Annotated in this window: 13 protein-coding genes; 3 read left to right on the top strand and 10 right to left on the bottom strand. The window is 68.2% G+C overall.

Annotated elements, in window-relative coordinates:
* Positions 1-166: 166 nt before the first annotated feature.
* From ASE39_RS09125 to ASE39_RS09100, 6 genes are all read right to left on the bottom strand, one after another.
* Positions 167-727, bottom strand: coding sequence for a VOC family protein (locus ASE39_RS09125; protein WP_057270929.1), 561 nt, complete (start codon positions 725-727; stop codon positions 167-169).
* A gap of 20 nt (positions 728-747) precedes the next feature.
* The gene (locus ASE39_RS09120; protein WP_242421395.1) at positions 748-1,737 is read right to left on the bottom strand and encodes a zinc-dependent alcohol dehydrogenase family protein; all 990 of its coding nucleotides are present in this window, start codon (positions 1,735-1,737) and stop codon (positions 748-750) included.
* Positions 1,738-1,763: 26 nt separating this feature from the next.
* Positions 1,764-2,342: an amino acid synthesis family protein gene (locus ASE39_RS09115; RefSeq protein WP_057270927.1), complete on the bottom strand. Its 579-nt coding sequence runs from the start codon at positions 2,340-2,342 to the stop codon at positions 1,764-1,766.
* A gap of 33 nt (positions 2,343-2,375) precedes the next feature.
* Positions 2,376-3,347, bottom strand: a complete 972-nt coding sequence (locus ASE39_RS09110) for a tripartite tricarboxylate transporter substrate binding protein (protein WP_057270937.1) — start codon at positions 3,345-3,347, stop codon at positions 2,376-2,378.
* Positions 3,348-3,436: 89 nt separating this feature from the next.
* On the bottom strand, positions 3,437-4,297 hold the full coding sequence (locus ASE39_RS09105) for a fumarylacetoacetate hydrolase family protein (RefSeq protein WP_057270926.1): 861 nt from the start codon (positions 4,295-4,297) through the stop codon (positions 3,437-3,439).
* A 438-nt stretch (positions 4,298-4,735) separates the two neighbouring features.
* Positions 4,736-5,452: an FCD domain-containing protein gene (locus ASE39_RS09100; RefSeq protein ID WP_029413710.1), complete on the bottom strand. Its 717-nt coding sequence runs from the start codon at positions 5,450-5,452 to the stop codon at positions 4,736-4,738.
* 34 nt (positions 5,453-5,486) lie between these two features.
* On the opposite strand from ASE39_RS09100, the gene ASE39_RS09095 reads away from it, so the two are divergent.
* Positions 5,487-6,074, top strand: coding sequence for an NADPH-dependent FMN reductase (locus ASE39_RS09095; RefSeq protein ID WP_057270925.1), 588 nt, complete (start codon positions 5,487-5,489; stop codon positions 6,072-6,074).
* A 43-nt stretch (positions 6,075-6,117) separates the two neighbouring features.
* On the opposite strand, the gene ASE39_RS09090 is transcribed toward ASE39_RS09095, so the two are convergent.
* A complete protein-coding gene (locus ASE39_RS09090) occupies positions 6,118-6,660 on the bottom strand; it encodes a cupin domain-containing protein (protein WP_057270924.1) in 543 nt (180 codons plus the stop codon).
* Between the two features lie 150 nt (positions 6,661-6,810).
* A complete protein-coding gene (locus tag ASE39_RS09085; protein ID WP_057270923.1) occupies positions 6,811-7,920 on the bottom strand; it encodes an alcohol dehydrogenase catalytic domain-containing protein in 1,110 nt (369 codons plus the stop codon).
* A gap of 136 nt (positions 7,921-8,056) precedes the next feature.
* Between ASE39_RS09085 and ASE39_RS09080 the strand changes: the two genes are divergently transcribed.
* Both ASE39_RS09080 and ASE39_RS09075 read left to right on the top strand, forming a co-directional pair.
* Entirely contained in the window at positions 8,057-9,655 is a 1,599-nt protein-coding gene (locus ASE39_RS09080) for a bifunctional 3-(3-hydroxy-phenyl)propionate/3-hydroxycinnamic acid hydroxylase (RefSeq protein WP_057270922.1), read from the top strand.
* Positions 9,656-9,722: 67 nt separating this feature from the next.
* A complete protein-coding gene (locus ASE39_RS09075; protein WP_057270921.1) occupies positions 9,723-10,133 on the top strand; it encodes a nuclear transport factor 2 family protein in 411 nt (136 codons plus the stop codon).
* A 142-nt stretch (positions 10,134-10,275) separates the two neighbouring features.
* On the opposite strand, the gene ASE39_RS09070 is transcribed toward ASE39_RS09075, so the two are convergent.
* Together ASE39_RS09070 and ASE39_RS09065 are read right to left on the bottom strand one after the other, a co-directional pair.
* Positions 10,276-10,968: a response regulator transcription factor gene (locus ASE39_RS09070; RefSeq protein WP_057270920.1), complete on the bottom strand. Its 693-nt coding sequence runs from the start codon at positions 10,966-10,968 to the stop codon at positions 10,276-10,278.
* Positions 10,965-12,656: a HAMP domain-containing sensor histidine kinase gene (locus ASE39_RS09065; protein ID WP_057270919.1), complete on the bottom strand. Its 1,692-nt coding sequence runs from the start codon at positions 12,654-12,656 to the stop codon at positions 10,965-10,967. The genes ASE39_RS09070 and ASE39_RS09065 overlap by 4 nt, the downstream gene beginning before the upstream one ends.
* Positions 12,657-12,716: the final 60 nt, after the last annotated feature.

Genomic DNA, 12,716 nt, shown 5'->3' with positions numbered 1-12,716 from the left:
ATGGGGAGTGTTTTTATCCCGCACTGAAGCCAAGCAAACTGGGCTCCCGTTGGGAGCCTTTTTTGTTGCTGCGTCCATGCCTCTGCAAGCAGCTGAAAAGCCTCGCAACCCCTGCGCGTCCTTGGATCCGCGATCAGAGGCGAAGGATGCTCCCAATCGCCCTCGACTAAAGCTTCGATTTCTTCAACGCCTCGTTACGCAATGCGAAGCGTGCTGCCCATTGCGACACCGGCATGAAGCTCGGGTCGGTGCGCACCACCCGCTCGGTCTGGGCCCAGATGGCCTCGTCGTCCTGGTCCAGGTCCAGCGGGTCGCCGTGGGGCTGGCTCACGTACCAGGGGGTGTCCAGGTACACCTCCACCGTGTTGTCTTCGGGGTCCATGCAGTAGATGGAGATGGCGTTGCCGTGGTTGAGCCCCCGCATCTTGGTGGCGCCCAGCGCCAGAGCCCTGCGGCGCGCCTCGCGCAGGTGGTCCAGGGTCTGGACCTTGAAGGACAGCTGCATCACCGTGCTGGGCGCATCGGCGCCGCGCCCGCCGGCCAGCACCAACTGGTGGTGCTGGTCGTTGCGGCCGCTCAGGAACACGATCTCGAAGCGGAAGGTGACGCCCTCGCCCCGGTCGGTCTCCTGCATGTCGAACACGCCGGTGTAGAAGCGTTTCATGACCTCCAGGTCACGGCAGAAGATGCCGCAGTGAGAGAGGTTGGCGGTGTAGGGGGTGTTCATGGTGACAGGCTCCACACAATTCAAGGAACGAGGACGAGCTTGCCCAGCGTGCCACCGCTGTCCAGCAGCTCGTGCGCCTGGCGGGCCTGCGCCAGCGGCAGGCGCATGGCGCGCGGTGCGCGCACCTGGCCGCTGGCCATCAGCGCAATGGCCTGCTCCATCAGGCCGCGGCGCTGTGCGATGTCGGCATCCACCGCGTGGATGGAGAAGGTGCGGATGGCCAGGCTCTTGGCAAGCAGCTTGCGCAGCTCGTCGAACACGTCGTTGGAGGGCGGGCCGGCAAGGATGTTGTACGACACCGCCATGCCCGAGGGCGCCAGCGAGCGCAGGCAAGCGATGAAGAGTGCCGCGCCCACGTGGTCGAAGGCCAGGTCCACGCCGCGCCCGCCGGTGAGCTGCATCACGTGCTGCGGCAGGGCCTGCACATCGCCATCGACGAGGTCGGTGACCCCGTTCTCCAGCGCAAAAGCGCGCTTTTCCGCGCTGGATGCCGTGCCGATCACGCGCAGCCCGCGCGAGCGCGCCACCTGCGCCAGCGCCGTGGCCACGCCGCCGGCCGCGCCGGGCACCAGGATGGCCTGCGCAGGCAGGTTGCCGTTGCTCGCCAGCAGCGCCAGCGCGAGCTGGAAGTTGCCCAGGCTCACCGCATCGTCGAAGGCAATGCTGGCCGGCAGCACGAAGGGCACGGCCTGGTCCACGCAGATGGCCTGCACGTAGCAGCCACCGCGCTGGGGCAGCTCGCGGGCGCTGACCAGCACGCGCTCGCCCACGGCCAGGCGGTCCACGCCAGGGCCCACGGCATCCACCACGCCGGCCAGCTCATTGCCGGGCACGGCGGGCAGCGGGGGCATCCATTTGTAGGTGCCGTTGCGGATCAGCACGTCCGGCCCGCCCGCACCGATGGCGTGGGCGCGCACGCGCACTTCGCCCGGGCCCGGCTGGGGCTCGGGCAGGTCCACGAGCGACAGCACTTCGGGGCCGCCGGTGACCTGCAGCTGCACGGCCTTCATCGTTATGGTTGTGTGTGCCGCCATGCTCAGCGCTGCCCGTCGTGCACGCTGACCTGCTCGCGCGTGAGCCCGCCCAGGCGCGAGTGGACGCGCCCGCCATCGGCCATCACCAGCGCGAACAAAATCTCGTTGGGGCGCGGTGCGTCCTGTATACCCACCTCGGTGCTGTTGAAGTGGCTGCGCACATAGGCCGCATGGATGTAGTGCAGCGGCACCATCAACCGGTAGCCCGTGGCCGCCACGGCCTTGGCCGCCGGCACGATGGCCTTGGGCTCGCCCAGCACCTGTCGCATGGCCCAGCCACCGGCCTCGTGCCAGACAGCGCCGTGCTCCAGCTCACCGTTGACCCCGACGATGGCCGCCTTGCTGTAGGCCTGCACGTTTTCCTTGCCCAAGGTGTCCACCAGCTCCTGCGCCAGCAGGGTGCCCAGGCTGCGCAACTCGGCCATGAAGGGCAGCAGGTCCGGCTCGTACCGGCCGGCATAGGGGTTGTGGATCACCGCGCAGGCCGCAGCCACGCGCAGCGGCTGCTGCGCTGGCGGGCCGCCTTCGTGGTAGATGGTCTCAATGCTGAGGCTGCGTTTGCGGAGGGCGATCAGAGTCATGCGAAAAGTCTTTCAGTGAATTTTTTCAGTCGTTCATTGTTTCGGTATCTTGGCATCGGCCACCACCTGCTGCCATTTTTCGAGCTCGTGGCTGACCATGGCCTTCATCTCTTCGGGCGTGCTGCCGCGCGCCTCGCCGCCCATGTCCTCCAGCCGCTGTCGCACGGCGGGCGCCTGCAGCGCGCGCAGGGCCTCGGCGTTCAGGCGCTCCACCACGGCCCGGGGCGTGCCGGCCGGTGCCATCAGGCCGGCCCACGAGCGCACGTCGTAGCCCGCCACGCCCTGCTCGGCCACGGTGGGCACATTCGGCAGGCCCGGCCAGCGCTGCGGGCCGGTGGTGGCAATGGCGCGCAGCTTGCCGGCCTGGATGTTGGCCATCACCGCCGTGGGCGGCGCGATGATGAAGGGCACGTCCCCCGCCAGCAAGGCGGTGAGCGAGGCGGCATCGCCCCGGTAGGGCACGTGCAGCAGGTTCACCCGCGCCAGCTTGGCCAGCAGCTCGCCAGCCAAATGGTGGGTGGAGCCCACCCCCGCCGTGCCATAGGCCACCGTGCCGGGCGCGGCCTGCGCGCTGGCGATCACCTCGCGCAGCCCCTGCACCCTGGAGTTGGTGTTGACCACCACCAGAAAGGGGAAGTAGGTGACGGTGGAGACCATCTCGAAATCGGCCACCGACTTGTAGGGCAGCGTGTTGTACAGCGCCCCCGCCACTGCGTGGCCACCGGTGGCCAGCAGCAGGGTGTAGCCGTCGGGCTTGGCGCGCGCCACGGTGGTGGCGGCAATGGTGCCGCCCGCGCCGGACTGCGCCTCCACCACCACGGGCTGGCCCAGCGCACGGGCCATCTCCATGCCCACCGCACGGGCGATGGCGTCGGCATTGCCGCCGGGCGCAAAGCCCTGGTAGAGCTTGATGGCCCGCTCCGGGTAGGCCTGGGCCAGGGCCGGCAATGCCGGCCAGGCAACGGCAGCCGCGCTGCAGGCAGCCAGCAGGTGTCTTCTGTTCATGATGCTTGTCTCCATGGGCGGCGGCCGTCTTGGGGCCTGGTGCTCTACCCGTTGGTGGTGGATGGATGGGATCTGGGGAGTGGCAACGCTCAGGCCTGCGCGACCACCGGGTTGCGCAGCAAGCCGATGGCTTCGATCTCCACCTCCACCACGTCGCCAGGTTTCATGAACTGCGGAGGCTTCTTGCTCCAGCCCACACCGGCCGGCGTGCCGGTGATGATCACGTCGCCGGGCACCAAAGTGAAGATGGTGGAGGCGTAGGCGATCAGGCGCGGGATCGAGAAGATCATGTGGCCCGTGTGGCTGGACTGCACCACAGCACCGTTCAGCCGCGTCTCCAGCTTGAGCTCGCGGCCAGGGGCTATCTCGTCGGCCGTCACCATCCAGGGGCCGAAGGCGCCGGTGGACTCGAAGTTCTTGCCCGATGCGATCTGCTTGGCGTGGAACTGCCATTCGCGCACGCTGGCATCGTTGTAGCAGCTGTAGCCCGCGATGTGCGCCCAGGCATCGGCCTCGCTGATGTCGCGCCCCTCCTTGCCGATGATGACGGCCAGCTCGCCCTCCCAATCCAGCGACTCCGACACGTGCGGGCGCACGATGGGCCCCTGGTGCGGCGTCTGCGAGCGCCATACGCGCAAAAAGATCGGCGGCTGCTCGGACAGCTCGCGGTGCATGCCGGCGGCCAGCACCTCCTGGTGGTGGTCCATGTAGTTGCGCACCGCGCAGACGATCTTCTCGGGGCGGGGGATCACGGGCAGGTACACCACGTCGGCCAGCTTCGCATCGGCGCCCAGCCCGGACACCAGCGCATCGCGGCGCGCGAAGTCGGGGCTGGCGATGAAGTCGGCCAGCGTGGCATGGCCCGTGCGCGCCGCCAGTTCGGCCACGCCATCGTCGACGACAACGCCCCAGGTTTCACGGCCGGCGATCGAGTAGGACATCAGTTTCATGGGTTTCCTTCAAAGGGATGGGAGAGGTGAAAAGAACGGCGACCCGGAGTGAAGTTTTCCAGCCGCACGACTTGGTGCATGAAGTTATTTTTATGCATAAAACATTGTAAATGCATAGTGGTTTACACCAAGCACAAAACTGAAGAGACGCGAAAGAGCCTGCCAGCGGCAGCGCCTCAGGTAATCAACAGGGGGAAAGTTGCGGGTGGCCGGCACCCGACCCCGCGTTCGCCAGGCAGGCAAGGGCAAGCCCGCAGCGGCGTGCCGCCTGGGCTGCGTGGGTGCAGATGCGCTGGGGGTGCGCGAAGAGAAAGGCTGAAAGGGATGCGCGGGGCCGCGATGGCCGCCAGGGCATGAGGGCGGTGCGTGCAGCCCGCTACCGGTCAGTTGGATGCCGGGACAGCCAGGAGCCCTTCAGCCCTGGTGGCGGCCGCAGGATCAGCCGTCCTGCTGCTCGACCTGCGCCAGCACCGCCATCACATTGCGCTGGGTGCTCAGGATGTGCTCTTCAAGCAGCGCGCAGGCGGTGTCCGCATCGCGGCGCAGCGTGGCGTCCATGAGCTTGCGGTGCTCGTTCGACTTGCGCCGCGAGGTCTTGCGAAAGCGGGCCGAGTAGCGGCGGTAACGCTCGGCCTGGTCGAACAGGCTGGCGCTCCAGGTGCGCAGGCGCTCCGATGGGCTGGCGGAGATCAGCGCCGTATGGAAGGCGGTGTGCAGTTCGGTCCAATCGTTGTCCAGAATGACCGGCCCATCGCCCAGGCGGCCCTCCACTTTTTCAAGCCGGTGGTAGGCACCCACCACAGAGGCCTCCCACGCATCATCGCCATGGGCGATGGACTCGCGCAGCGCCTGCACGTCCAGCATCACGCGCATGCGGGTGATGTCGGCCAGGTCTTCTTCCGAAATGGCCGCCACCCGAAACCCGCGCCGCTCGTCGGCCCGGATCAAGCCCTCCTGGGCCAGACGGCTCAGGGCCTCCCGCAGCGGGCTGCTGGAAAAGCCATACGCCGTCTGCAACTCATCGAGCTTGAGCTTGGCACCGGCACCGTAGGTACCGCTCAGCACATCGTGGCGCAGTTGTGCAAACGCCTGGTCGACCAGGGGCGGCGTGCGCGTGGGCGTTTCTTTTTTGTACATGTTTTGAATTTTATGCATAAACTCAAACAATTGAAAGAAGGAGCAAACCCCAGTGACCGCCAACCCGAACGCCGCCCCCACACGCCTCGTTGCCATATCGGGCAGCATCCGCCGCGCATCGCACTGCACGGCCGTGCTGCGCAGCCTCACACCGCTGCTGCCACCCACCGCCACGCTGGAATTGTTCCCGCTGGACGACGTGCCCATGTACAACGCCGACCTCGATGGCGACAGCCCGCCGGTAGCCGTTGCGCAGCTCAAGGCCGCCATCGCGGCTGCGGACGGCCTGGTGATCTGCTCGCCCGAGTACAACTACGGCATCCCCGGTGTGCTTAAGAACGCCATCGACTGGGCATCGCGCCCAGGCTTCGCCTCGCCGCTCAAGGGCAAGCCGGTACTGATCATGACGGCATCGCCCGGCACGGCCGGCGGCGTGCGCGCACAGGCTCAGATCCGCGACGCCCTGGCCGCCACGCTGGCCCGGCCGCTGGTGCGCCAGCACATCGCCATCGCAGGCGTGGCCAGCCGCATCCAGGACGGCCGCCTGGTGGACGAACCGACCCTGGGCTTCATCCAGGCCGGCCTGGTGGACCTGCTCGGCGAGATCCGCTGGCTCCAGGCCGCGCGCCAGCAGGCGTGATGCACGCAGGGGCCTGCAGCCCCTGCAAGCCCCGTCATGGCAATCAACCTGACCGCCGCGCCCCCATCAGCACGAACAGCATGGTGGCAGGCTGGTCGGTGTGGTTGCGCCAGGCGTGCCGGTTGCCGTGCTGCACCGCCACGTCGTGCCGGCGCAGCAGCACCTGGGCGCCGTCGTCCAGCTCCAGCGTGATCTCGCCCTCCAGCACCACGTCGTAGTCGATGCTCTCGGTGGTGTGCATGCCCGGGTGGTCCTGCTCGAATCGCTCGGCCAGGCCCGGCACCTTCTGCGCAAACTCCGCACCAAAAGCCGCACCGTCGAAATCCGCGCGCATCATCACCGCGTCCGGCGGGAAGGTGACGAACATCAGCAGCGTCTCGCCCGCTGCCGGCACGAACCCGGTCTGCCCCGTGCGGTCGGCCACCGCCCCCTGGCCCAGCACCTCGCCGGCCGAGGTGGCCCACAGCAGGGCAGCGGCAAAGCCCTGTGCGCTATCGAACTCCACGGCACGCGGCGCCACGCCGTCCGTAAACACCTGCGAGCGGCCGTTGGCACCGACCCCCGCGACGATTCGTCTGATTTGCATAGCAGTTACCTCCAGTTATCCGATACCAAAGCTCCGTGCGCAGGCCCCTGAAAGCGCACGGCCCCAGCCAGTGTCGCCGTGCAAGGGCCGCCCCGCCGCGGGGGCGGCGTCCCCCTTCCAGGGGGAAGGCGCGAAGCGACTCAGGGGTCGTCAAGGATTTATGACGAAATTACTGAACCCGCCATTGCGCCCCGCAATGCCAGAGATCGCCTCGTTGATACGGTCCAGCGGATAGCACACATGCTCGAAAACCGACAGGTCGAGCGTTCCCGCCTCGGCCATGTCCGCAATGTCCTGGCCCTCGCCCGCGGTGAACCAGGCCGAGCCTTCGATGGATTGCTGCTCGTCCATCATGGTGTGCAGGTCCATGCCCACCATGCCGGCAATGGCGCCGATGTTGTAGGCCCGCCCGCCGCGCTTGAGGGCGCGCACACCCTGCTGCAGCGTCTCGTGCGAGGCGCCGGGGCCCAGCGCGTCGAAGAAGGCATCGACCCCCAGGCCCTCGGTGCGCGACTTCACCCAGGCATCGATGGCGCCGCCATCGGCATTCGAGAACACCTCGATGCGGCCGGGCGCGAGCGCCTTGACGCGGTCCAGCAGCTCCTGGTTGCGGCCCGTGCCCAGGATGCGGGTGGCGCCCATGGCCAGCCCGAACAGTGCGCCGCCGATGCCCAGCGTGCCGCTGATGCCGTTGATGAGCACGCTCTTGCCCGGCCCCACGCCTGCCTTGCGCATGGCCGAGTACATGGTGCCCAGGTAGCCGAAGCGCGCCGCCTCGTTGAAGCCCACGTTGTCGGGCAGCTTCACCAGCGCGTACTGCGGGGCGATCATGTACTCGGCCAGCCCGCCGTTGGGGTAGTTCTCATAGAGCTTGAGCGAGTTCTGCGAGAAGCCGAAGTAGCCGCTGAACGCATAGTGCGTGCAGTTGATCAGGTCGCCGTTGCGGCAGGCGCGGCAGCCGCCGCAGTACAGACTGGGGTTTACGTACACGCGGTCGCCCGGCTTCCAGGCATGTACGTGGGAGCCTACCGCCGTCACTTCGCCCGCGGGGTCGAGCCCGAAGACGGCAGGCAGCGGGGGCAGCGGCAGCTCGGGAAACCAGGTGGTCCAGTTGGCCAATATGTTGCCCAGGTTGGGCACGATGCCGCAGGCCCTGACGCGCACCTGCACGTCATTGGCTGCTGGCTGGGGGATGGGCAATTGCTCGATCTCCATGGGGGCGCCGACCTGGTGCAGGCGGGCCGCTTTCATCATCGACATGTCGTCTCCTTGTTAAATGCACAAATCTAACTTTGTGCATTTTTTTATAGAAGCATGGACGCCGGCATCGGGATCAACCCCTAATGCACATTTTGTTTTTTTATGCACAATTCACATTTATTGCATTAAAAATACCATGACCAGCCACACCCCCTCTTCTGTAGACGTCGCCATCATCGGCTTCGGGCCCGTGGGCGCATCCCTGGCCGCCCTGCTGGGGCAGCGCGGGTGCCGCGTGGCAGTCTTTGACAAGTCCGAGCAGATCTACCCCCTGCCCCGCGCCTTTGCGTTGGACCATGAGGCCATGCGCACCTTCCAGCAGATCGGCATTGCCGGCGCGCTGGCGGCGCACATCACGCCCTACCGCCCCACTATCTACCAAGGCGCTGACGGCCAGCCCATCCAGCATTTCGACATGGGACCTGCGCCCTACCCGCTGGCCTGGGCACCGTCGTACACCTTCAACCAGCCGGCGCTGGAGACCGCTTTGCGTGCAGCCGTGGCCGCACTGCCCAACGTGCAGGTGCAACTGGGCCACGAAGTCACCGATGTCCAGCAGGCGCATGGCGGCGCGGCGCTCACGGTGCAGGCAGCCGGCGGCAGCCCGCGCGAAGTGCATGCGCGCTATGTAGTGGCCTGCGATGGCGGCACCAGCCCTGCCCGCAAGCGCCTGGGCCTGCGCCTCAAGAGCCTGGATTTCGACGAGCCCTGGATCGTGGTGGACATGCATGTGAACGAATCCGTGCTGGCCCGGCTGCCCGACACCAACATCCAGTATTGCAACCCGGCACGGCCCTGCACCTACGTCGTCGGGCCGGGCACGCACCGGCGCTGGGAGTTTTTGCTGCTGCCACACGAGGCCGAGCAGCGAGAGATGCCGCCAGACGCCATCTGGCAACTGCTGGCGCCGTGGATCACCCCCGGGGAGGCCACCATCTGGCGCGCCGCGACCTACCGCTTCCACGCCGTGGTGCTGGAGCAGTGGCGCCAGGGCCCGGTGCTGCTGGCGGGCGACAGCGCCCACCAGATGCCGCCCTTTCTTGCCCAGGGTATGTGCCAGGGCCTGCGCGATGCCGCCAACCTGGCGTGGAAGCTCGACTGGGTGCTCAAGGGCCATGCGGGCGAGGAGCTGCTAAACAGCTACGGTACCGAGCGCGGCCCGCAGGTGGAGGCGGTCACCGCCACCGTCAAGCGCCTGGGGCAGATCATCTGCGAGCGCGACATCACCCGTGCCCGCGAGCGCGACGAGCACCTGCGCGCCCAGCAAGGCTACCAGGTGCGCATGCAGTTGCGCCAGAGCCTGCTGCCCGGCGTGCACCATGGCCTCATCGACCGCGACGAAGCACCGATGGGAACGCCGTTCCCGCAGCCGGTCTGCCAGATCGGCACGGCGGGCCATGAGCAAATGATGGACGACCTGCTGGGCCACGGTTTCGTACTGGTCCTGCGCGATGCGCCCTCGGCAGAACAGTTGGCGCAATGGACCGACGCGCTGCAGCGGCTGCAGGCGCAGGTGGCATGCATCGACACCACCACTCGCGCGGTGGCCGGCATGCAGGCATTGCATGAGGCCGACGGCATCCTTGCGCGCTGGTTCGGCCAACACGGATGCAACGCAGCCCTGGTGCGGCCCGATCACATCGTCTACGGCGTGGCGCAAGGCACGGCACCCACCACCGAATTGCTGCAGCGCGCCTGCGAGCACCTCGCAGTGCAAGCCGCTACCGTCTCGTGACAACGCCGCAGCGTCCCGCTGAACCGCCCCCAATCCGCCCTCCGGGCTTTCAACAGAACAGGTTCCCATGACATCCCCCACCGATTCCCCCTCCGGCGCCGAAGCCCTGCTGCTGGACCTGGAGGCCCAGCGCTGCGACGCCCTGAAGCGCGCCGACTTTGCACGGCTGCGCGAGATCCTGCACCCTGGCCTGACCCATGTGCATGCCAAGGGGCAGACCGACGACTACGACAGCTACTTCCGCTCCGGCGGCACGCACGTCGACTACCAGCAGATCGACCGGTCCGACTTGAAGGTGCAGGTGCTCGGCACCAGCGCCGTCATGACCGGCCGCCAGCTGCTGGTGGCCGTGCGCAAGGACGGCACCGGCACCGTGCGCATCGACTCGCGCGTGCTGCAGGTGTGGACGCAGGCGGACGGCGGAGCGTGGCGGCAGATTGCGTTCCAGACCACGCCGCTGGCGATGAGCATCACCTGATCCCGTGCGCGCTCGCAACAAGTCCTTGCAGGCTGTGCCCGGCCTGGACCACTTGGGCGCTGCGGAGGCAGCCTCCGTCAATGCAGCGCGACGCTGGTGCGCGCACTTCAGCGCTGTCACCCAAAACTCGCCTTGCCCTGGCTCAATCTGCCATCGCATCCAGCCGGTACCCAAACCCCCGCACGGTCTTGATCAGCGCGAGGGCATGGCCTTCGTCGATCTTGCTGCGCAGGCGGCGCACGTACACATCGACCACGTTGGTCAGCGGGTCCTCGTTGGTGCCCCAGACGTTGGAGAGGATCCGTTCGCGGCTGTACACGCGGCCCGGTGAGCTCATCAGCAGCTCCAGAAAGGCGAGCTCGCGCGCGGTGAGCGCGATGGACTGGCCCGCCCGGCTGGCCTGCATGCGTTCCAGGTCCAACACCAGGTCGGCCACCTGCAGGGTGCTGGAGCGCGGGCGCTGCTCGCGGCCCCGTCGTAGCAGGGCCTCGATGCGGGCCAGCAGTTCCTCGAAGGCAAAGGGCTTGGTGAGGTAGTCGTCTGCGCCCAGGCGCAGGCCGTTGACCTTGTCTTCGGTATTGCTCAGCGCGCTGAGCATCAGCATGGGCATGTGGCGGCCTTCGGCGCGCAGGGTCTGGCAGAGCTCCAGGCCGCTCAGGCCCGGCAGCATCAGGTCCAGGAGCAACAGCACGCCGGGCTCGGCGCCGCGCGCCAGGGCCAGGCCTTCGGGCCCCGTGCGGGCGAGCTCCACGCGGTAGCCCTCGGCCTTGAGACCGCGCACCAGGAAGTCGGCCACGCGCGCATCGTCTTCCACCACCAGGATGTGCTTGTTCATGCCAGCACTCCCTGCTGTGCGCCAATCTGCTGCGGGGGTGCCATCAACAGCGGCAGTTCGATGCGCACCACCGTGCCCTGCTGCGGCACGCTGGCGATGGCGATACGGCCCTGGTGCGCCTGCACGATGGCCTGGGCGATAGACAGGCCGATGCCCGTGCCGTCGGCCCGGTGGGCGCGCGCCCGGCGCCCGCGCACGAAGCGCTCGAACACGCGGGGCAGTTCGTCCGCGTCGATGCCGATGCCTTCATCGCGCACCACTACCGCGACCTCCCCCACACCATTCGCCCCCGCCACGCCCTGCAGGCCGATGCGCACGGTGGCGCCGCGCGCCGAATAACGCACCGCGTTGTCCAGCACGATCACCAGCGCCTGGCGCAGGCGGTCGGCGTCGGCCAGCACAGTGACCTGTCCGGTGGGCAGTGCGCCGCTGGCATCGCCACCCCCTTCGGTGCCGTCCAGCAGCAATTGCACCTGCACACCCTGCGGTGCGCCCAAGGCGGCGGCCTGCTCTGCGGCATCGCCCAGCAGGGCGCGCAGGTCCACCGGTGCCGGGTGCATCACCAGCTGGTCGGCCTCGGCCTTGGCGATGAGCAGCAGGTCGTGAATCACGCGGGTGAGCTGGTCTACCCCGCCCACGATGCGCGCCAGGGTCTGGCGGTATTCGTCGGCCGGTTTGTCGCCGCCGCGCAGCGCGATCTCGGCTTCGCCGCGGATGGAGGTGGCGGGGGTGCGCAGCTCGTGGCCCAGGTCGGCGAACAGCTGGCGGCGGCGCTGGTCCAGGCGCTGCAGGGTGTCGTGTGCGGCACTCAGCTCCTGGGTGCGGGCCTGCACGGCGTCTTCCAGCCCGCGGCGCGCGGCATCGGCGCGCGCACGGTGCTGCTGCAGCTCGGCCGCCATGGCGTTGAAATGCTGGGCCACGCGGTCGAATTCGTCGTTGGAGCCGGTGGCCACGCGGTGGTCCAGTGCCCCAGCCTGCAGGGCCTGTGTGCCTTCGAGCAGCCGGTCCAGCGGGCGCTGCAGGCGCCGCTTGAGGTGTAACGCCAGCACCACGGCCACGGCCAGCGTGACGAGGGCCATGCCGATGGCCTGCGCACGCAGCACGTCGAGCCCGCGCTCGGTGGCGGCGCGCGCCACCGGCACGGCCGCGCGCTGGTGCGCAATCGCGCCGTTGATCAGCTCGCGCAGGTCGCGCCCGCGCGCCATGTCGAACACCTGGGTGAGCTCGCCCCACAGGGCCGGAAAGTCGGCGCCCTGCTCCAGCGGCACCAGTTGCGCCAGCCGCGCCTCCACGGCCTGGATGTTGTCGCGCAGCAGCTCCGTCACGCCCACGAGCTGGGGCACCTCGGCGGGCATGCTCACGCCTTCGCGGCGCACGAGCTCGGTCCACAGCGCCAGGTCGCGCCGCACCAGGTCATCGAGGTTGGCAGCGCTGGCGTACATGCTGGCCACCAGGCGTTCGCGCTGCTCGGGCTGGGCATCGGTGTTCATCAGGCGCTGCATGGCCCACACGCGCAACCGCTGCTTGTTGGCCGACAGGTCCAGCAGCTCCGCCTGGATGTCGCTGGCCAGCCGGCTGTGCTGGGCGTAGTCGTTGACGCGGTTGGCGCCCCAGTACACAAAGGCGGCCTGGATGCAGACCAGGGCCACCAGGGCGGCAAAGGCCAGAGAGAGTCGTGCGCGGTACATGGCGGGCAAGGGAGGAAGCCCCGGATTATGAAGCCGGGCAGGCGCACTCGCAGTGCGCCT

Source organism: Acidovorax sp. Root267 (assembly GCF_001429215.1).
GTDB lineage: Bacteria > Pseudomonadota > Gammaproteobacteria > Burkholderiales > Burkholderiaceae_C > Acidovorax > Acidovorax radicis.
The sequence above is the reverse complement of the archived record's forward strand: the minus strand, read 5'-3'. Positions and strand labels throughout refer to the sequence as shown.